Source organism: Spirosoma sp. KNUC1025 (assembly GCF_045160025.1).
Classification (GTDB): domain Bacteria; phylum Bacteroidota; class Bacteroidia; order Cytophagales; family Spirosomataceae; genus Spirosoma.
Genome location: NZ_CP087139.1, coordinates 5220720 through 5241587, shown reverse-complemented (window position 1 = coordinate 5241587; position 20868 = coordinate 5220720). Strand labels below are relative to the sequence as shown.

Sequence of the window (20868 nt, the reverse complement as noted above, 5' to 3'; positions counted from 1 at the left end):
CATTATGGTATGCAGCGTTATTTCCTGTTGACTCTTTTTTATTTTTCGATGGCTATGATGAATGCGCAACCCAATAGTGCAGCTTCCACCGCCGTGGAGGCTACAATGTCTACATACTCCTTTCGGCTAAGACCTGGCCAGGATTTAAAGCAGGAGCTGGATATTCTAGTACAGCAAAAACGTATTGGAGCCGGGGCTATACTTTCCTGCGTTGGAAGCCTCACTGACGTAACATTACGATTAGCGAATCAGGATGGCTCTAGTAAGTGGCATGGGCATTTTGAAATTGTTTCGCTTGTTGGAACACTTTCCGTAAATGGAAGCCATCTACATTTGTCAGTAGCTGATTCAACAGGCCGCACGTTAGGCGGTCATTTATTGGAGGGGTGCAAAATATACACGACAGCCGAAATCGTTGTTGGCATAATGCCTGACATAACGTATACCCGCGAAATTGATCCGACGTTCGGTTATCGGGAACTGGTTATCTTGAAGAGGAAACGAAAATAAATGCCAAAGCCACTCCCCTGAGTGGCTTTGGCATTTATAAAGTATATATCCCTTTGTAGCGTATATTAATTCCGTTTGCTCATTTCATCGCGAATTTTGGCGGCTCGCTCATACTCTTCGTTGTTAAGGGCTTCTTCGAGCATTCGTTGCAACTCTTCAGAAGACGCATTTTTGAGTTGATCGCCAAAAGACCGGCTCGACGAACGACTTGATGAACGAACCAACTCTTCCTGCTCTTCGTCTTCATCGTTTCCACTAGCCGTAATGCCAGCTTCTGACAGAATCGATTCGTTGGTATAAATCGGTACGTCGAATCGAATTCCGATAGCAATTGCATCGGATGGGCGAGCGTCAATGACTGACTCGCGGACGCCGTCGAAACACACAATTTTGGCGAAGAATATACCCTCGCGCAGGTCGGAAATCATAATTTCGCGAACCGTAAATTTAAACTGCTCGGCAAATTGCTTAAACAGGTCATGCGTCATTGGCCGATTCGGCACAATCTTTTCGATTTCAATGGCGATTGCCTGTGCTTCAAACATGCCAATGATAATGGGCAACCGCCGATTGCCATATTCTTCTCCCAACACCAGTGCAAATGATCCCGATTGCGACTGACTGGGCGATAGTCCTAGTATTTCAAGCTTAATTTTATCCACGGTGTAAAAATAACAAAAAGTCGTAAGGCATAGAGACATAAAGTACAACTAAAAATTAAAGATTAGTAACTTACAACGCTATGCCTTATGTCTCCTACAGAGCTTTTACCGCTTTCGTCAGGCGAGGTAGTACGTCGAAAACGTCTCCGACAATACCGTAGTCCGCTGATTTGAAAAATGGTGCCTCTGGGTCTTTGTTGATAACAACAATTACCTTCGAGGAGTTTACACCGGCTAAATGTTGAATAGCTCCGGATATACCGCAGGCAATGTACAAATTGGGGCTGATTTTCAGGCCTGTTTGTCCAACGTGTTCGGAGTGGGGACGCCAATCTAAATCAGATACGGGTTTCGAACAGGCTGTAGCCGCATGAAGTGCCTTAGCCAGGTCTTCAACAATACCCCAGTTCTCCGGCCCTTTTAAACCGCGCCCTGCCGACACGACTAAGTCAGCTTCAGGTAGTAAAATATCGCCAGAGGATTTTTCAGTGTTTTTAACCGAAATAACAAAATCGCTATCAGATAGGGTAGGCGTAACTGTTTCAACAGGCGCTGTTACGTCCTTTTCCTCGGGTGTAACCGTGTTTTTCTTAATAGCCAGAATCTTTACGTCGGCCTTAAGATCATTGTAGGCAAAGGCCTTTCCGGTATAAATACTGCTTTTTACCCGAAAGCCGTTTGATAAATCTGGTAATTCGATTACGTTGGCGGCCAATCCGGCTTTTAGCTTACCCGCCAGCCGGGCCGTCATGGCATCAGCTAGCGACGATTTGGCCAGTACAATAATCTTACTGCCTTCCTGCTGGGCTATGCCGGCCACAACGGTTGCATACGCCATACCATTGGGTTCATTCAATCTACTGTCGGAGGCATGGAGCACTTTCGCAGCGCCGAATCGGCCTGCCGAAGACAGTTCGTCATCGGTAGTCTGCCCGATACTGATAACCGTAGCAGAAGTACCCGTCATTTCAGCAACTTTTGCTCCGTAATAAATAGCCTCCTGGGAGGATTTTTTAATCTTACCTTCGTCTAATTCCGCAAATATCAGGACTGACATGTTTTCTACTAGTTATAGGGCTATGCAAGCATAAAGTTGTCAGAGTCAGTGCCGCAAGAGCAGAGCTGCAACTCAATGACTTGTTGACTTGGTTTTAAATCACTTTTGCTTCTGTATGGAGAAGCTGGATGAGGGTTTCGGCCTGGTCAGCCGGAATCATTTTCACGGCGCTACGTGGGGCAGGAAGCTCGTAGCTGGCCACCGTTGTGAGAACATCGGTACCCGTTGGTTCAACAACTACAAGCGGTTTTGTACGGGCAGTCATGATACCACGCATGTTTGGAATTTTCCATTCAGCAATAGGCTCCTGACAACCTAACACCAGCGGCAATTTGGCTTCTAGACTCTCTTTTCCGCCTTCAATTTCCCGGGTAATTTTAGCCGTATCGCCGTCAAGATCAAGCTGCATGACCGGCGAAATAGACGGTATTCCGAGCATTTCACCCACAATCCCGTGAACCTGACCACCATTGAAATCGATGGATTCGCGGCCCATCAGAATCAGATCGTAGGTGTTTTTCTGGGCAATGGCGGAAATCTGCTCCGCAACAAAATAAGCGTCTGTTGGCTCTGCATTTACGCGGATGGCATCGTCGGCGCCAATGGCCAGGCATTTGCGAATGACAGGCTCAGAATCGGCTCCTCCTACGTTTAGAACGGTGATTGTAGCACTCGTTTTTTCTTTTAATTCAACGGCACGGGCCAGTGCATAGTCGTCGTAAGGGCCGGTGATGAAAGTTACCCCCGCTTTGTTCAATTTGGTGTTATTGTCCGTAAAGGCAATTTTGGTGGTGGTGTCGGGCACACTCGTCACACACACTAAAATTTTCATGCTTAGTTGGGTTTTGTGGTTCTGATAGTGATTCATTAACGCAACAGTCAGCGCAAGGCGTCACCCGCAAATGTTGGCGCTAGACTGATACATATCTACTATTTTTACAGCTCAAAAGTACAAACAGTCTTAAATAAAAGTATGCATGCATACTATTTTTCTTGCACGAATGAATAACGAACGTATCCAACAATTAATTCGATTTGTACAGGAAGAACCCAATGAGCCATTCAATGTTTATGCGCTGGCTATGGAATTTATCAATGATCAGCCTGAGCAGGCTCGCATCTATTTTGATCAGTTACTAGCCAATCATCCCGATTATCTGCCTACGTATTACCATGCCGCTGCTCTTTACGCTGATCTCGATGATCGGGACGCGGCCGCTGAGTTATATGAAAAAGGAATTGCGCTGGCACGAACTCAAAACAATTCGAAAACGCTCCTGGAACTGCAGCGTGCTCAACAAGCCTTTGAAGAGGATGAAGATGAATGGTAACTCTACTTACGCTGGTGGGTTTTCTTTTGCTGAACCAGCTCCTGTTTAAAGAGCAGGGGAACAGTTGCCTGCTCAGGCAGCGAATACGCAATGGATAAATAGTTGGCATTGGCTACTTTCGGCAGATAGACAAAGCCACGTATCGATTCGCCGGGAGCAAGCGTATTGGCCTTCAGAGCCAGTTCGCGCCAGCGATATTCCTCATAATCGTACCGTTGCATCCGGTTGGCAAAGGTGCTGTAATCAACAGCCCGTTTTATGGCTATGCCCTGATAAGCGACGCCATGAGCGACCCGATTATTGACATATTCACGGTACGTACGGTTATTACTCGACGTTGATACGTCGGAGGCAATGGCTGCTACCATCAGGATAGTATTGAACACTTTGGCTCGTTTCAGCCGTTTTTCCTCTTCCTTTCGCTTAATGTTCATCCGACCAGCCTCGTAGGCTGGGTCTGCCGCCGATCCGACCAGCGCCAAGTTGGCGTTACGGGGGTCTGTCAGTGTATCCTGCGAAGCGCCCAGGGCAGTAAAATGAAAATCGGCAGGATTAACTTCAATGGAATGATCGGTGTGATTTTTTATTTCTACATCCAGCGTAACAAATTCGAGATCCTCACGCTCAAAGGATGCCACTACGCCTACACCATTCTGCTCCGCTTTCGTAACGGGCCGACCGTCAATGGTGGCAATGTCACCAGAGGCTGGCTCGAGCCGATACGTAGTAACGGTTGGGGCACAGCTGCTCACTGCATACACCATCAGGCCAGCGGCAAGGATGGATTTCGAAGTAGATAAAGGCTTCATAGCCTGGTCAATTAAAAGGGTAAACGTAGATGAATAAGTGCGATAAAGTTAATGACGAAGATACGTCTATTGTAGTAAAGATAACCAGTTTTTGGATCAAAGGCTTATTCAGTGTACCGCTGGATAAAATGAACGTAACATCTTGCCATTCAGTGAAATAAAAGCGGCAAATTTGGGGCGAAACGTATCATCTGCTGACCATGTATTACCGGAAATTTGCGCCTGCCGTGCATCTGGCGCCTTTTGTGGAATGCTATTTTGCCTGGGAGAAACAGGAAGTACTGACGCAGCCCATGCAGATCGAATCGCCACCGACCAGCTTCACATCGATGGTATTTAATTATGGCGATACGTACCGGGTTGGCAATAATAAACACGAATCGCTGCTGGCCCCACCTGCATTTCTGACTGGACAGGCTACCGAGAGCTATAAGCTGGAACTGTCGGGCCGTATCGGTATGGTTGGTATTGTATTTAAACCCGCCGGGATCGCTTCTCTGTTTGGGTTACCCATGTACGAATTTACCGATGAACGAGTTGATCTGACCGATGTGTTGAGCACATCCGTGCAATTGTTACACGAGCAAATTGCAGATGCTGGCGACCCTATACAACGAGTCCAGCTGCTTGAACAGTTTTTGAACCGCCAGTTTCTTAAACGAAGCAGTACATACGACCGGACCGACTATACCGCTAATCTGATTGTTGACCGAAAGGGGGTTATAAACGTAGGCGAATTAATGGATGAACTGTATGTATGCCGTCGTCAGTTCGAGCGTCAGTTTTTACAGAAAGTAGGCGTTAGCCCAAAATACTACGCGCGTATTCGTCGCATTGGTTATTTGTGTGCGCAACTTGCCGGTCAGCGCTGGCAGGTGGCCGATTGGCATGACCTGATTTACCGATGTGGTTATTACGATCAGTCGCACTTCATTCGGGAGTTTACGCAATTCACAGGAAAACGGCCGACGCTCTACGTAAAGGACAACCTTGAGCTTGCCAATTATCTGGCCTGATCAAAACGAAGTAAGTAAAAACAGGGGTTGTCAGGTCTTATTGACTTCAAAAAGAATCCGATAACCATGAGAAAAACATTTTTCGCGTTGGGGTTCGCAGCAACAGCGCTGTTGAGCGTAACGCAAGGCTTTGCCCAAAAAGGAAAACCGCTCTATACATTTCCGATTGGTGTTGAGTCCTATACCTACCGCAACAGCTTCCCAAAGAGCGTTCCGGCTACGTTGGATACCATCAAAGCGCTTGGTATTACCGACATGGAAGGGGGCGCGCCAAAGGGATTGACTGCCGAAGAATTTAAAAAAATGTGTGATGAGCGTGGTATCAAAATTTCGGCAACCGGCATGGGTTATGAGCAAATCGTGAAAGACCCGATGAGCGCGGTCAACAATGCGAAAGCGTTGGGGGCTTCCTATGTCATGGTAGCCTGGATTCCTCATCAAAAAGGCAATTTCTCGCTCGAGAATGCAAAAAAAGCGGTCGAGGATTTCAATCGGGTTGGTAAGGTTCTGAAAGACAACGGTATTACGTTCTGTTACCACAATCACGGATATGAATTCCAGCCGTACGAAAACGGTACCTTGTTTGATTACCTTGTTAAGAATACCGATCCCGCTAACGTCTCTTTTGAGATGGATATCTTGTGGGCGCAGCATGGTGGCGCCGATCCGGTTGACTTGCTGAGAAAATACGGTAGCCGATTTAAACTGATGCACCTGAAAGACCTGAAAAAAGGCGTAAAAGGTGATTTGACCGGCGGCACACCTCCCGAAAACGACGTAGTGCTGGGAGAGGGACAGGTCAATATACCGGAGATTTTGCGATTAGCTAAAAAAGCGGGTGTGAAGCACTATTACATTGAGGATGAGAGCAATCATGAATACGAACAGATGCCCAAGAGCATTGCGTATCTGAAAAGTCTGAAAGAGTAGCAGGGCGTTTTAGCGCAAACGATTCACGAAAAGGCTGTGGTTTGTAGGTAAGCAATTACCTATTGAACCACAGCCTTTTTCTATTGGCCAACGCCTGAAATTCCTGACGTAAATCTCCTAAAACGGTTGCTAAATCGGCCAACCGTTCCCTCAAATAACCTAGTAAGCTTGTAGGAATATTTTATATATTCCATTGATAAACAGCGCGTTTTGATCGATGGAATTATGGAAAAGCATGTTTATAAACGAACGATATACCTACTGACGATATTGATCTGGCTGGCTATACCGTTCGATACGTTGGCTACATTTCGCTACGTAAAACCTACGGCAACCGGGACCGGCACTGGTTTATCATGGGCCGATGCATCGGCTGATCTTCAGGGAATGATTAACCTGTCGGTAAATGGCGATGAGGTTTGGGTCATGGCAGGTACGTATTTTCCCACGTGCGACGGTAGTGGAAATGCGTCACCAGCTGACCCACGTACCAGGACGTTTCTGATTCGGTCGGGGGTGAAAGTGTACGGAAGCTTTGCCGGTACCGAAACCTCTACTGCTGATCGGGTCAACATCTGGACAACAATCCTGTCCGGTAATTTAGGGACGCTGAGTAATGCAAATGACAATGCGTATCGGGTAGTGTCGTTTGCCAATCAGAGCGACGCTAATTTACTGGATAATTTTTCGATCCGTAACGGGTATGACAACCAATCGAGCAGTCCGAGCGGGGGAGGCATTTATTTTAACGACGAAACGTCCACTTATTCACCAGCCACCAGTCCGGTAATCAACCAGTGCGAACTTGCGTTTAATCAGAACGGTGGTCTATATGTTGGCTCCTACAATTTGCCGACCATAACGGGTTGTTCATTCAGCTTTAACACCGAAGGAGCCGTCAGGAATCAGCCGTTCAGCCAGCCTACTTTTTCTGATTGTACGTTCTATTCCAATACGACCTCAACCGAGGGAGGAGCCGTGAGTAATATCGGCTGCATGCCACTCTTCAAAACCTGTAAGTTTCTCGGTAATTCAACCCAAAGCTCACGGACAGATATTTACATCACTGGCGGAGCCATGTTTAACAAAGGGTCCGATGTTGTTCTGAGAAGCTGCCTGTTCGATGGCAATACGGCCCTCTATGCGGGGGGGCCATCAGTTGTGTTGCTTTGGGAGGCATAAGCAAACTGACTGCGATTAACTGCACGTTTGTTCATAATCAGGCGCCGGATGGTGCCGCCATTACGCACACTGTACCCGGTAGCCCCAGCGGAGATTTTAGCCTGACCAGTTGTATTTTCTGGGACAATAGCACCAGCAGCGGGATTCCGGTCATCCATGCCATTGTGGCCCCAACCATTACGTATTCTGATGTGCAGGGCTGCTCAGCCATTGCTGGATGTGCGGGCGAAACAGGGAATATAAGCGTAGACCCGCAGTTTGACAGCGACGTAGCTCACCCATATCGGCTTACGGTAAATAGCCCACTTACCAACGCAGGCGACCCGTTTGCTGATTTTATTACGCCCTTTCAGGTTGACCTGCATGGGTTGCCTCGCCTTATTGGAAGCCGTATCGATATAGGGTGTGCCGAACAGCAGATGACCGACGCTATTTTCTCGATTGCCGATGGTGCATGGAACGACCCGGCAACCTGGGCTTGCGGGTGTGTGCCAACAGTAAATGATGTGGTGCGGATACGTACTACCGTTAGCATTCCGGCAGCTTATACCGCCAGTGCCCGAACGATTCTGTATTCGGCTAGTGGCCGACTAACCGCTGGCTCGGAGACACGTTTACGGTTCAGGGGTTCGCATTCGTTACGTCAGGCAAGTGCCTGCCGGTGCTGCCGATGGCTCTTCCTGGGCAAACGCATCGGGAGATTTGCGAGCAACCCTTATGGCGGCTCAGACTGGCGAAGAAGTGTGGGTAGCGCAGGGAATTTATAAACCCACCACCGGCACCAACCGTACGTTGAGTTTTGCTGTTCCGTCGGGGGTAAAAGTATATGGCGGGTTTTCGGGAACCGAGTCGACGCTGGATCAGCGCAACCGCAACCTGACATTCCCACTGAGTACGACCCTTTCCGGAGGTATTGGCACCACAGATCCTGTCGATAATACCTATCATGTGGTGACGTTTCAGAATGCAGCTCTGGGCACCGTATTGGATGGATTTGTCATTAGCGATGGAGGAACTACGACCAATACCGAATCACCAGTCCCGCCCGGAGGTTATACAGGCGGAGGAATTTATAACGAAAGTACAGCAGGGCAGAGCAGTTCGCCAACGATTCAAAACTGCCACGTTACCGATAATCGGGGCGCATTTTACGGGGGCGGTATGTACAACAGCGGTACAGGTCTTGTCAGTCTGCGAAATTGTCTGTTCAATCTGAACTATGGTGAATATGGTGGAGCAGTAGCCAATAGCCATGTGAGGGCGAGCGGTACAGATGTCAGTTCGATAACGCTGATTGTTACAAACTGTGATCTGGTTAATAACAGCTGTCTGCAGGATGGAAAAGCCATTTTTGGCGGTAACTTATTGATAACGAATACCATTGTCTGGGCCAACGGCAGTGGCTCCAGGCCACTGGTTTTTGCAGGTTTTTCCGATCCATCCAGAATTAGTTACTCGATCGTTCAGGATGGCGCAGGCAGTTCAATTTATGATGGCAGCACGGTTACCGATGCAAATCCGATGTTCGTTGCCAACCTCAATTACCAGTTGAAGCCCAACAGTCCGGCCATCAACAGCGGTGATCCTGCGGCCAGTACGTACAACGAAGTAGATCTTTTTGATTTAGGTGGAAATTACCGCATTTTTCTGGGGAGGGTAGACAGAGGATGTTTTGAGTACCTGTCTTTTTCGTATTAGTTTCGACTAACTACCATAAAAATAGCCCTGCTCTATGGGTAAAAGCAGGACTATTCTTACGTGACAAATACGTACTAAACGCCTAAAGGACCGCCTAGCGTTACGTCTGTTGTATGGGCAGGATGACGGCTACTATGGTGACTGCCTGGATGCTGTTCTTCTTCCTCTTTGGCCTGTTTATTCACAAACGACTCGGCTAGGACCGTCAGTTTACGGTCGGTTTCTTTCTCCTCTTCAAGTGTCTTTTCCAACAACTCTGCCGACTGCGTAAAGTCAAGAACGTGGGCTAGTGTTAGCAATGAGCCGTAGATGGCAATCTCATAATGCTCAATCTTTTGCGCAGCAATGATCAGCCCTGCGTCACGCGTGAGGGAGCCTTCATCCGTATCGCTAATCACTATTCGTGCATCACTGACCAATCCATCAATGGCATGGGAGCTACGTTCCTCTGTTTTCATGCCAATGATCCTGAAAATCTCCTCTAATCGCTCCACCTGTTCCCGACTTTGATCCTGATGCTGCAGAAAAGCACTACGTACTTCATTGGTAGTACTGGCCTCAGCCTGCTCGCCTAATGCATTAACGATTCGTTTTTCAGCGTAGTAAACGCTTTTTAATTCGCTGATAAACAAATCTCTCAACCCCTCGTCTGCCGTAGAGTCGCTACCGTTGAAAAAGCTGGTTATTCTATCCGCTAATGATGCCATGATATTCAGGTTATTTAAAATGAGCTGTCCTCATTGCGAATATAACTCCAAATCTATGCCAACTGTTGATTAGCAGAAACTTATAGTTATGCTACATATTACGTGTTTACTTTTCTCCACAGGGCTCGTGGTAGATAGTCGGCTTTGTCCCTCGATCTCTTGCAATACATAGATATTCGGGGGGCCAAGTGTTGACTAGCATAAGCTTAAAGAGAAAAACTATAAAAACAGTTAGAATTTTTTGAGACAATATTCAATTTTATTCGTTTGTTTAAAGACAAAACCAACAAAACCACAAATATAGTTTGTTAAAATACACTTCAGCAAGATCATGAGCAATACCAATTCAATCCTTTATTTTGTATCGCAGTCCTATCGGCAAGTTCAGCTCTCGGTAGAAAAAGGTACTGACCCTTACGCATACAGCGATTTTAACCGGCAGTTTCAGGAACTCCTCGAAGCCTCTGGCGACGAAGAATACACAAGAAACATGACGATACTGCTGGTTGAAGAAACGGCACGTCTGAAGCAGTCAACTGATTACCTGCGTCAGGAGCTGGCCTTCGAAGCGAAATCATCAGCAACGGGTAATCGGCCTAAATCGAGTGAGTTCGTAACAACCGATTTCGAGGCTACGTCCCGACCCGATTTATCGACCCGGCGTATTCAGCGTCGAGGAACGCGGTAATCAATCCAATTTGCGCATTGGTTATTAACAGGAGCAGTGAAGCGTGCTTGATATGGCAGAACAACCCGTATCATTAAAGTCGCTTCATTGCTCCTGTTAATTTTTGACAGGAACTTAATAACCGGCAGCCTGACCGTCTTTTCGCATTTCACTGGCGCCCCAATAAGTTCGGTTTAGGGCATCCCACTGAATCGCCTGATACCCGCCAAAAAAATCGGTTGGGGCAAGATGATGTCCCCGCTTCTCTAATTCTGTCCGCACATCGCTGGGAATACCGCTTTCCAAAGCTAGTTTACCTCCATCTCGCATAACGGTACCTGTTGGCTCGCTACTTCCCGAATGACTGAAACGGGCTGCGTCGCCGGCTTCCTGTACGTTCATGCCAAAATCAATAATGTTGCACAGCACCTGAAGATGTCCCTGAGGCTGCATGGCTCCACCCATTACCCCAAAACTTAAAAAGGGTTGCCCGTTTTTTGTGACAAAGCCAGGAATGATGGTGGTAAAGGGACGCTTGCCGGGGGCGTACACGTTGGCATGATTGGGCTGCATAGTAAAACTCGTGCCCCGGTTATGAAAGACGAAGCCAAGTCCGTCGGGGACCATACCGCTGCCAAATTCAAGCATATTACTTTGAATGAGGGATACAATATTGCCCTGATCATCAGCAGCAGTTAGGTACACAGTATCGCCTGCCCGAAGGGCTGGTTCGCCCGCATCAAGATGTTCCGACGCTTTTTTCGGATCGATCAATTTCCGGCGTCTGGCGGCATATTCTTTCGTCAATAGCCAGTTTATCGAATCTCTCGCAAAGCTGGGGTCGGCATAATAGCGCGCCCGGTCTTCAAAAGCTAATTTTTTGGTTTCCACCAGCAAATGCAGATAATCGGCGCTGTTGTGCCCTAACTTTTTCAGATCGAACCCTTCCAGAATATTCAGCATCTGCAGCACGGCAATTCCCTGGCCATTGGGTGGTAACTCATGCACGTCGTAGCCCCGGTAGCTGGTTGATACGGGTTCGATCCAGTTACTTTGGTGAGTGGCTAAGTCCTCCTTACGCAGGAACATGCCCGTACGGCGTGCGTATCGGTCAATGGCATCCGCAAGGCTTCCTTTATAAAAGGCATCACGCCCACCAGCCACGATTTTTTCGTACGTAGCGGCCAGGTCCGGATTTCGGAAGATTTGCCCTTCGGTAGGGGCTTTCCCATCGATCAGGAATGTTTTACGGAAATTGTCAAACTCAGTAATATCGTTTCCGCTGGTTGCCAGTCGCTTATATGCGATTTGCCACGAATACGCAATCACTTGTGGAACGGGTACTCCTTCGCGGGCGTACCGGATGGATGGCGCCAGCAGGTTACGCATTGGAAGTTTTCCAAACCGCTGGTGCAACTGAAACCAGCCATCAACCGCGCCGGGCACAGAAATCGACAGCGGACCGTAAAGTGGGAGTAGCGTGCGTTTCCCCAGAATTGTCCGCAACGAATCATACGTCAAGCCTTTGGGCGACCGCCCGCTGGCGTTCAATCCGTAAAGCTTACGATCTTTGGCCGACCAGACAATAGCAAATAAATCGCCACCAATACCGCCATTATTTGGTTCAATGAAGCCGAGAGCTGCATTGGCAGCAATGGCCGCATCGACGGCCGTACCACCCTGTTTTAGAATATCGAGGGCAATTTGCGTAGCCAGCGGATGACTGGTGGCTACCATCCCATGACGGCCCAAAATCGGGCTGCGCGTAGCAAAGTTAGGGCCCGTGATACGGTCGCCTTTACCAATTGTCTGGCCAAATAAAACAATGGCTGTCAGCCAGAAGATACCTGTTAAGCAACTGATTTTATGAACGTTCATAGGACTTTCTGTTCCCGAAGTTTGCCGACGAGCTGCTACGTTATCACCGCATTTACAATCATTACCCCCGCCAGACCCGATACCGATACCAGCGTTTCCATAATCGACCAGGTTTTGAGTGTATCTGCCATCGAGAGTTGAAAATATTCCCGAAACAGCCAGAAGCCCGTGTCGTTGACATGCGAAAACATCATGCTCCCGGCTCCTATACTCAACACCATCAGATTTGGTTCGACACCCGTAGCTGTGAGTAAAGGCGTTACGAAGCCTGCGGTGGTGATGCCCGATACGGTCGATGAGCCGACACAAACCCGAATGAGAGCGGCCATACCCCAGGCCAATACGTAAGGATGGAGCGAGGAGTCGTGCATCATGTCGGCAATTGACTGGTTTACACCCCCTTCTGTCAGAACCTGTTTCAGGGCACCAGCTCCCCCGAAAATCAGGAAAAGTAGCGCTACGTCCTTTACGGCTTCGGCCAGTAAGCTGGTAACTTCGGGCATGGATTTGCCCCGTTGCAGGCCAAGTGTAAACGTAGCGACCAACACCGCGCAAAACATGCTAACGATTGGTTCGCCCAGAAAAAGTAGCGTTTGCCGAATGAACGTTCCTTCAGGCAAGAACGGGACAAAGAGCGTACTCAAGCCAATCAGCAGAATCGGCAGTAGAACGGTCAAAAAACTGACTGTGGCCGAAGGCATCTGATCTTCCTGTAAATCGGGGGCAATAAATGCCGGATTGGGTAATGTCGTGTATCGTTTGAGGGTTGAGCCGAACAAAGCGCCTGACACAAGAATGGCCGGAATTGATACAAGGACACCATAAAATAGCGTCAGCCCCATATCGGCGTTGAATTGTTTCAGAATAGCCAGCGGAGCAGGGTGGGGCGGCAGGTAGCCCTGCGTTACAGACAAAGAGGCCAGCATCGGCAGGCCGATATATAACGCCGGCAGCTTGTATCGATAAGCAACCGTAATGACCAGCGGGGCCAGCAGCATAAAGCCAACCGAGTAAAACAGAGGAAGGCCAACAATAAAACCCGTTACCATAAACGCCCAGCGCGCGTGGCGGGTACCGACCAGCTCCATCATGTTGATAGCAATACGCTGTGCGGCTCCGCTCTGAGCAACCAGCTTACCAAGCATAGCGCCTAAGGCAATGATCGACGTAATGGAACCGAGTGTGCTGCCAATCCCTTTTTGAACTGCATCCAGAATAACCAGCGGTGTCAGACCAAGGGCTAAGCCAACCCCGATAGAAACTGCCAGAAACGCCAGAAACGTATGTAATCGAACAATGGAAATAAGCGCAATCAGCGCCAGAATGCCAAGCAGCGTAATCGTTAGGGGCATAACCACATAAAGCAAATCTATTCGGCAAACAGGTTTCAGCAGCGTATCTACTTATTTACTTCCCGACTGAATACAATTTGACCTTTTACGGATGCGCCCCCGACTAGTCAGGCTGTGGATCATAAATCTTCTCATAATACTCGGCAGCCATGCGATTGGCTCCGAAATAGCTGTTAACGTCATTCATGCTACGTAACACCAATGCCTGCCAATCGGATGGGCGCTCGTAGTACATGGGCATGATTTCGTTTTCGATTAAGTCGAAGAGGTTGTCGCGATCCTGCTCATCGCGCGCGTGGTCAGGCAGTAGTGGATCGGCTGTTGGGACCAGAAAACTGTTTTCGCCCGGTTTGGTAAACTCCCGAACCCAGCCGTCATTGGTCGAAATGTTTACGGCGCCGTTCATAGCCGCCGTCATCCCGCTGGTTCCCGATGCCTCCCGGTTCACAATCGGGGTATTAAGCCAGCCATCGGCACCATCTTTGAGCAGTTTTGAAAGCCCCAGTTCGTAACCCGTCAGTACGGCCATGTTCGGAAACAGGTGGCTTAAGTAATACAAGTGATTAAACACGTCGGTAGCGCCACCATCCATCGGGTAGGGCTTGCCTGCCCAGATAATCTGTACGGGGTATTTGGTTTGAGTCAGCAGATTCGTGAACCGATCCATATCCTGAGTCAGCAAATCGGGACGTTTGTACGTAGCAAACCGACGCGCCCATACCAGGGTCAGTACGTTCGGATCGAAGAGTTTCCCAACCTGATCGGCCACCAGCCGGAAAAGAGGACGTTTAAGATCAATTTTCCGGGCGGCAACAGCCTTCTCATCATTTGCCAGCCGGGCGGCTTCAATGGTTGGATCAGTCCAGTAACGCTGATTTTGGGCATTCGTTACGTGTGTGATGGGACAAATGCCTTCGTAGCGATCCCACATCTGCCGGGCCACCTCGCCATGTAGTTTGGAAACGCCATTGGCCAGCCTGCTCAACCGCAGGGCAACCAGCGAATGATTGAATACGTGGTCCTGAATACCCGTAATTTCCCGAATACGATCCAGGGGCAAACCGCCAAAAAAGCCCATTTCGTTGAGCAGATAGATGTCGTGTTTTTCGTTGCCAGCCTCTTCCGGGGTATGGGTTGTGAATACCATTCGCCGACGTAGTGCGTCGCTCGAACCCAGCTTCTGGTAGAGGTAGAAAGCTGCTGATAAGGCATGGGCTTCGTTGAGGTGATAAACGTCTGGTGTGGCTCCGAGGGCGTCAATCAGTTTTGCGCCACCAATGCCCAGTAGCATACACTGAGCAATTTTCATCCGTACGTCATTATCGTAAAGCCGGTATGAAATCGAGCGGGCGGCACCGTCATTCCCGTCAATATCGGTCGTCAGAAAAAACAGCGGAACAGTCTGGAAATGTTTGGGGTCCAGATAATAAGCCCGTACCCGTACTGGCCGACCGGCGATGTCGATCATGAACTCAATACCCGTGTCTTGTAAAAAGAAATACAGCTTCTCGCGAAACTGTACGTCCATAGCATTGTCGGTCTTGCGAACCTGATCGTAGTAGCCGTATTTCCAGAGAAGACTAATACCAAACAGGTTTTGATTCAGTTCAAACGCACTTTTCATGTGCGAACCGGCCAGAAAACCCAAGCCACCCGAATACGTTTTCAGGGCCTGGTCGGCGGCAATCTCCATGGAAAAATAAACGACTGATTTTTTGTAACGCTCATCAATTGAGTAAGGGGGCCGGAAGGCCGCAGGAAGCTGAGAGATCATAGGCGGTCGAGCTAAGGGAAGCAAGGTAAACAAATTCCCGTTCACTAATCGCCGGAGTAGTCCGTGAAATAATTTAATTTTCTGCTCCTTTTATTCTAAAAATTGCACCTTCAAGTCGTTCATCTACCCGAATCTGGCAGGCCAGTCGGCTGTCGGATTCAGCATCGGGCAACGTATCGAGCATATCCAGTTCGGCGTCCTGCGCATCGGGTAAGGCCTCGATGCCATCCAGCACCTGCACGTGGCAGGTTGCGCAGAGTGCCATGCCTCCACAGGTTGCCAGAATGTTGTATTCCGATGCTTTCAGAACTTCCATCAGGCTCAGGTTAATACCTTCCGGAATCTCAATCGGCTGTCGGTCGCCGTTTCGGTCTTCAATGGTGAACTGGATCATAGGGATGGGGGAGAAATGGGAAGATGGCGGAAGGGGAGGAGAGAAAAAGAGTTGTAGTCTATTATCCGTTTCGTCCCTCTTGTCCCATCTCCCTTTCCTCCTTTTAAAATGTTGGTACGCCGTTGACGGTGGTGTATTTGAAACTAAGCTTCTGGTCGGGATGAACGTAGCGGAAAGCACTCTGACACATAAGAGCAGCTTCGTGAAAGCCGCATAAAATCAGTTTCAGCTTGCCCGGATACGTATTGATATCGCCAATGGCATAAATCCGTTCGACATTAGTCGAGTAATCCGCCGTGTTCACGCTAATTGCCGATTTGTCGATGGTTAGTCCCCAGTCGGCGATAGGCCCTAATTTGGGGGTTAGCCCAAAGAGCGGAATCAGGTGATCGGTTGGCAGGACCGTTATGCTTTTGTCTTTTGCCGTAATGCTGACCTCCTGCAAATGGCCGTTGCCATTGATGCTGGTGATGGTTGATTGCAGAACCAGATTGACCCGCCCCTGATTAGCCAGATGGAACACTTTTTCGGCGGAATCGGGCGCACCGCGGAACGTATCACTCCGATGGACCAGCGTGACCTCCTGCGCTACGTCGGCCAGGAAAATTGTCCAGTCGAGCGCCGAATCGCCCCCACCAGCTAGTACAACGCGCCGGTCGCGCAACTGCTCTGGATTTTTTACCATGTAGGAAACCCCTTTCCCTTCAAACCGCTCCAGGTTGATAATGTCGGGCTTGCGTGGTTCAAAGCAGCCTAAGCCACCGGCAATAACCACTACCTGGCAATGGACGGACGTACCGTCACTGGTTGTAATGATGTAAGAGCCATCAGGCTGTCTGTCAAGCTGTTCAACGCGCTCGCCCAGCGTAAATCCCGGATTGAAGGGAGCAATCTGCTCCATCAGATTATCCACCAGCGTTTGCGCATTGATGGCTGGATAACCGGGAATGTCATAGATCGGTTTTTGTGGATATATCTCCGAAAGTTGACCGCCAACCTGCGGCAACGCATCGATCAGATGGCAGCGCATTTTCAGTAAACCCGCTTCAAAAACGGCGAACAGACCCACTGGGCCCGCGCCAATAATGCAAATATCTGTTGTTATCATGTTCCTGGCAGGTCGTCGGGTGGCTGCTAAGCTGACCCGACGACCCAGTGATGTGATGCTGCAAATGTAGGGGCATCCCTACCGTGCCCGGCTATGATAAATTGGAATGAGGGATAAGTATACGGAATACGGGTTGGCATAATTCCGCTTTCGGCTAATGCGCGGGTTGTAGACTTTCGTGCCGGCCACCCATTTGTGTTTTTCGCTGGCCTGCCTTTGTGCTTTTGGAGAAAGTTGGTTTATTGGGATAGTGCAATTATTGGGGCAATATAATTGCCTTATTGCCGGAAAAAGCGAATTAATAGCCCTAAGGTATTGTTTTCCTTTTGAGTAGCCAGACAAATGCCTCACCTGGCTTTCTACCCCAAATGTTTGAGCTTTTTGTCGGAGATGTAGTCTACTACACAACAGCCGATCAGACGTTAGCGAAGGATACCATAATATCAATTGCTGCCAGGAAAGAGAAAGGGAAGGTAAAGCATATTTACACCCTTTTTAGTGGTCTTAGCAAACTGGAAGGCGAATTGTTTCTGAGCCTGAAACGCGCAAAAGCCCATTTTGAACAATGTAAAATTCAGGTCAACATACCCGAAGGTTTTGAAGCCGACTAAACAATAAACCCCGCCTATTCTGATAGGCGGGGTTTATTGTTTAGTCGGTGCTATAAAAGCCTGGCTGTCGAGGGCTTGTTAAAGCAAAATATTTTCTTCAGCGCGTATCGAACCGAAGGGCGCTTATGTCGATCACACGGTCGTAGCTATTGCCATCCAGCGTAGTAAAGAAATACAGTCTTAGCTTCGCCGGAGTCCGGTAATTTGCGGCTTTATCGACCAGGCTACTTTTAACCGGTGCATAGTCAGCGTACGTTGTGGTGATTGTACCGTCGGCATTGGCGACAATACGGATTGGCTGAGGCTGGCTGACCAGCGAGATTATGGTTTTGGTGGGACCACTGGCCATCGATTTATTACCAGCCATAATGGATGTATTTCCCTTGGAAAGGTCCTTTGTGATAAAATAAAAGCGGGATATCACCTTGTCGTTCCTGTCGAGTACGTCCAGATACTGGCCTCCCTGTTCATTGTTCCCGAAAAGGATTCCCTCATAATTTATCGTTCCTACAAGCTCCCAGCCTTTTGTAGGCGCATCGCTGCCTAAAGTACGTTCCAGCGTACGGACGGTGCCCGCAACATTTGAACGAAACACAGCCTGAACGTCAGGGCTCGCTTCTGCGTACGTTTTCTTATTGGTATTTACCAGCCATTTATCTCTCGTGGCTTTGATCTCAATGCCCGGGTCGCGCACCCAGCCTGCTGTTTCGGCCAGTAGCTTTGTATTGTTGGGCAGTCCATCCAGCAGATCTTTTCCGTTCGATTCGGGTAAAGCCGCCCTTGCCGCCGTGACTGAGGCAGAACTGGTTGACAGACTGATAGGAATAACTTGCTCATGAACCGTATTCAGACCGCTGATCTTCCAGCGATGAACGCCACTGTGGTAATTCTCATCATTGTGATAATAGTAAAGATTATCGTCAATCTTAACTAATGAACCCGAAAAGGCATTGCCCGCCATTCCGGCGGGTGGAATGGGCAGTTTCTTCCGGGCGTTGTCGAAAGACGTAGCGCCAAACGTTTTCAACAGTAAGCCATTGTCATAAACCAAGCTATACATATTGGTTTGCCCCGCTTTCCAGAATTCTCCATGATAACCCCAAAGAATGATCCGGCCATTAACCTGTTGCGCAATCCCCGTTGTATTGACCCCATTGCCAATGTCGTAAGCGCCATCTGTGGGGTAAGGCCCGCTATAGCTGGGATTGGTACTGACTGCCGTTCGCCATTTCCATGTTTTATCGCCAAGCCGAATCGCCCCCAGATGGTATTTCTTGCTGGCTTTGTTGCCATCGAAAGCGATAATCAGATTAGTGGACGTGATCTCGCCAGACCTGAGCTTGATGGTGTTTCCATAATAAATGGGATCATCGGCACTGGCTACGGGGGTAGCAGCTACGGTAACTGCTTTTGCCCATTGCGGGTTATGACGGCTATCGAAACCCGATAAGCTCCTCACAGTAAAAGCCTGGCTCTTGCCAACTCCCGCCCGTACAGTTCTGCGCAGTGAGCCATCGGGGTAGAGCTGAGTGGTGCCACCTTCAGCATTGGGCGAGACGATCACGCCCGTCAGCCGGAGCGGCCCTTTACTGACCAGCTCGACCAGTTCAACGGCTCCGTTGGCGGAATTGCTCAGGGTGGCGTAGGTGTGGCCATTTCTCAGGGTAGTCACTCCTTTTAGTAAATTAAACTGATTCCGATAGCTAGTAGGTACAGTGGCTCCCCAGTTGCGCACCAGTTTCCAGGAACCATTGGTACCACCCAGCGGTTTGCTGTAGTCTACCTCAAATTCCAGAAAGTGAGCAAATACCCGGCTAGGATTATTGACATCCACATTGCAGGAATACGTCTTGGGCAGAAACATTATTTCTTCGATGTATTTGTTATCGGCCGTAAAATGCATCGCTCTGGCATTCCCCGTATCACCTACCCAGAATGAACCGTTCGGCTGAAAAGCAATGAACGTACTGTTTATAGATCGGCTGGGGTCGCTAAAATAAAACCGGTCGTTAGTAACGGTTGAATTGACGGTATAGCCACCTTCCTGGCCAAAAACTCCACGTAAGCCGCCGGAAGTCGAGTAGCTGCGAATCTGTTGCTTTGAGCCGCCGTCGGCTACCAGTACGTCGCCCGTAATCGGTGAAACGGCTATTGCCATAGGCTCGGTGCAACCCTTTAAGGAAAGATCAGGCGACCCGAACGTACCATTAGTGTTGACCTTGTAGTGACTAACCGTGTTATTGCCTGAAATTACCCAAAGATTATCCTGAGCGTCCACAGCTATTTTGCCGGGGGCCGTAACGGAAACTGACTGAACAGGATTACCTGTTTTCTTGTCCAGAACGGATATCGTATTAAGAGCCGAATGAGCAACAAAAAGAAAATCTCCAGCATTCTGGACGGCGAGACCAGATATACTGGATTTATTTCCGGCTTTTATTTCAATAGCATGTTTATAAGTATAGCCTGCATGGACCTTAATGGGCTTGCCTTCTGTAAATGCAATTTCCGTGTCGTCAGATTTTCGAGTCGCAAAAACAAACCATTTGCCTCCAAACGAATCGAGACCACCCCAGTAGATAGTTGTTCCATCGCTGGTAGTGTGAAGCACATTCTGGCCAGTTTTTATATTGGGTAGAATAACTATGCGGTCCTGAATATCAGCCAGATTAAACTTAATATGACTTGGCGCTCCTTCTGAGTATCCTTTCCCATAATAGGCCGTTGTACCGATGATCGTCATGGTCTTGATTACATCCCAGCCGCGATGGACACTTGGCCCTGTGAACTGAGCCGACGTATTACCTAGCACGCCCTCCCAATTAGCCGCAATATTGTTGCTGACGACCCGGACAACGTAGTTGGTGCTACGGTCCAAAACCGGTTTTTTATAATCGTCTTTACCATCCCACTGAACTTTGTGAGCACCTGCCGGGTAGCGCACACCCGAAAAAAGGGTACGTATCAACGTGCTATCGGCAGAATACACGCCTGCGCTGACGGTTGCCGCTGAAGCTAACGTAAATGTTGCCGTATAGTCGGCGGTAGAAAGAGCTGTGGTATTGAGACTGGAAGTCGGGGCAAGAGGAGTGGCCGCGGGGCTTACCTGTCGTATTACGTTCGGCTGGATGTGCATAATAGCACCCAGCAAAAGCAGCAGGCCAAAAAAATTATAGCTCATA

General features: G+C 48.8%; 20 protein-coding genes. 9 read left to right on the top strand and 11 right to left on the bottom strand.

Annotation, left to right across the window (positions count from 1 at the left end; genetic code table 11):
• The first annotated feature begins 9 nt into the window (after positions 1–9).
• Positions 10–510, top strand: coding sequence for a PPC domain-containing DNA-binding protein (locus LN737_RS22915; RefSeq protein WP_405512284.1), 501 nt, complete (start codon positions 10–12; stop codon positions 508–510).
• A 65-nt stretch (positions 511–575) separates the two neighbouring features.
• Here LN737_RS22915 and LN737_RS22910 read toward each other — a convergent pair whose 3' ends face one another.
• From LN737_RS22910 to LN737_RS22900, 3 genes are all read right to left on the bottom strand, one after another.
• Positions 576–1172: a bifunctional nuclease family protein gene (locus LN737_RS22910; RefSeq protein WP_405512282.1), complete on the bottom strand. Its 597-nt coding sequence runs from the start codon at positions 1170–1172 to the stop codon at positions 576–578.
• Positions 1173–1266: 94 nt separating this feature from the next.
• A complete protein-coding gene (locus LN737_RS22905; RefSeq protein WP_405512280.1) occupies positions 1267–2229 on the bottom strand; it encodes an electron transfer flavoprotein subunit alpha/FixB family protein in 963 nt (320 codons plus the stop codon).
• Positions 2230–2323: 94 nt separating this feature from the next.
• Positions 2324–3061 carry an electron transfer flavoprotein subunit beta/FixA family protein gene (locus tag LN737_RS22900; RefSeq protein WP_405512278.1) on the bottom strand — a complete coding sequence of 246 codons (738 nt, stop codon included), beginning with the start codon at positions 3059–3061 and terminating at the stop codon, positions 2324–2326.
• 169 nt (positions 3062–3230) lie between these two features.
• Between LN737_RS22900 and LN737_RS22895 the strand changes: the two genes are divergently transcribed.
• Entirely contained in the window at positions 3231–3560 is a 330-nt protein-coding gene (locus LN737_RS22895) for a tetratricopeptide repeat protein (RefSeq protein WP_405512276.1), read from the top strand.
• A 2-nt stretch (positions 3561–3562) separates the two neighbouring features.
• On the opposite strand, the gene LN737_RS22890 is transcribed toward LN737_RS22895, so the two are convergent.
• On the bottom strand, positions 3563–4369 hold the full coding sequence (locus tag LN737_RS22890; protein WP_405512275.1) for a hypothetical protein: 807 nt from the start codon (positions 4367–4369) through the stop codon (positions 3563–3565).
• Positions 4370–4569: 200 nt separating this feature from the next.
• On the opposite strand from LN737_RS22890, the gene LN737_RS22885 reads away from it, so the two are divergent.
• The 5 genes from LN737_RS22885 (at position 4570) to LN737_RS22865 (ending at position 9195) form a co-directional block, all read left to right on the top strand.
• Complete coding sequence (locus LN737_RS22885; protein WP_405512272.1) at positions 4570–5385, top strand: AraC family transcriptional regulator; 816 nt, start codon at positions 4570–4572, stop codon at positions 5383–5385.
• Positions 5386–5451: 66 nt separating this feature from the next.
• On the top strand, positions 5452–6315 hold the full coding sequence (locus LN737_RS22880) for a sugar phosphate isomerase/epimerase (RefSeq protein WP_405512270.1): 864 nt from the start codon (positions 5452–5454) through the stop codon (positions 6313–6315).
• Between the two features lie 225 nt (positions 6316–6540).
• Positions 6541–7497, top strand: coding sequence for a right-handed parallel beta-helix repeat-containing protein (locus tag LN737_RS22875; RefSeq protein WP_405512268.1), 957 nt, complete (start codon positions 6541–6543; stop codon positions 7495–7497).
• Entirely contained in the window at positions 7485–8264 is a 780-nt protein-coding gene (locus LN737_RS22870) for a hypothetical protein (protein WP_405512266.1), read from the top strand. Before LN737_RS22875 ends, LN737_RS22870 begins: the two co-directional genes overlap by 13 nt.
• Positions 8200–9195: a hypothetical protein gene (locus LN737_RS22865; RefSeq protein WP_405512264.1), complete on the top strand. Its 996-nt coding sequence runs from the start codon at positions 8200–8202 to the stop codon at positions 9193–9195. The genes LN737_RS22870 and LN737_RS22865 overlap by 65 nt, the downstream gene beginning before the upstream one ends.
• A gap of 74 nt (positions 9196–9269) precedes the next feature.
• Here LN737_RS22865 and LN737_RS22860 read toward each other — a convergent pair whose 3' ends face one another.
• Positions 9270–9902, bottom strand: a complete 633-nt coding sequence (locus LN737_RS22860; protein WP_405512263.1) for a ferritin-like domain-containing protein — start codon at positions 9900–9902, stop codon at positions 9270–9272.
• Between the two features lie 331 nt (positions 9903–10233).
• Here LN737_RS22860 and LN737_RS22855 point away from each other — a divergent pair, with 331 nt between their 5' ends.
• Positions 10234–10590, top strand: coding sequence for a hypothetical protein (locus tag LN737_RS22855; protein WP_405512261.1), 357 nt, complete (start codon positions 10234–10236; stop codon positions 10588–10590).
• Between the two features lie 114 nt (positions 10591–10704).
• Here LN737_RS22855 and ggt read toward each other — a convergent pair whose 3' ends face one another.
• From ggt to LN737_RS22830, 5 genes are all read right to left on the bottom strand, one after another.
• A complete protein-coding gene (gene ggt / locus LN737_RS22850; RefSeq protein ID WP_405512259.1) occupies positions 10705–12447 on the bottom strand; it encodes a gamma-glutamyltransferase in 1743 nt (580 codons plus the stop codon).
• A gap of 35 nt (positions 12448–12482) precedes the next feature.
• Entirely contained in the window at positions 12483–13799 is a 1317-nt protein-coding gene (locus LN737_RS22845) for a gluconate:H+ symporter (RefSeq protein WP_405512257.1), read from the bottom strand.
• A 103-nt stretch (positions 13800–13902) separates the two neighbouring features.
• Positions 13903–15573 (bottom strand): alpha-glucan family phosphorylase, encoded by a 1671-nt coding sequence (gene glgP / locus LN737_RS22840; protein WP_405512255.1) that lies wholly within the window; start codon positions 15571–15573, stop codon positions 13903–13905.
• Between the two features lie 73 nt (positions 15574–15646).
• Positions 15647–15967, bottom strand: coding sequence for a 2Fe-2S iron-sulfur cluster-binding protein (locus LN737_RS22835; RefSeq protein WP_405512253.1), 321 nt, complete (start codon positions 15965–15967; stop codon positions 15647–15649).
• 103 nt (positions 15968–16070) lie between these two features.
• A complete protein-coding gene (locus LN737_RS22830; RefSeq protein WP_405512251.1) occupies positions 16071–17075 on the bottom strand; it encodes an NAD(P)/FAD-dependent oxidoreductase in 1005 nt (334 codons plus the stop codon).
• 368 nt (positions 17076–17443) lie between these two features.
• Between LN737_RS22830 and LN737_RS22825 the strand changes: the two genes are divergently transcribed.
• Positions 17444–17686: a hypothetical protein gene (locus LN737_RS22825; protein ID WP_405512249.1), complete on the top strand. Its 243-nt coding sequence runs from the start codon at positions 17444–17446 to the stop codon at positions 17684–17686.
• A gap of 97 nt (positions 17687–17783) precedes the next feature.
• Here LN737_RS22825 and LN737_RS22820 read toward each other — a convergent pair whose 3' ends face one another.
• Positions 17784–20867: a hypothetical protein gene (locus tag LN737_RS22820; protein WP_405512247.1), complete on the bottom strand. Its 3084-nt coding sequence runs from the start codon at positions 20865–20867 to the stop codon at positions 17784–17786.
• Position 20868: the final 1 nt, after the last annotated feature.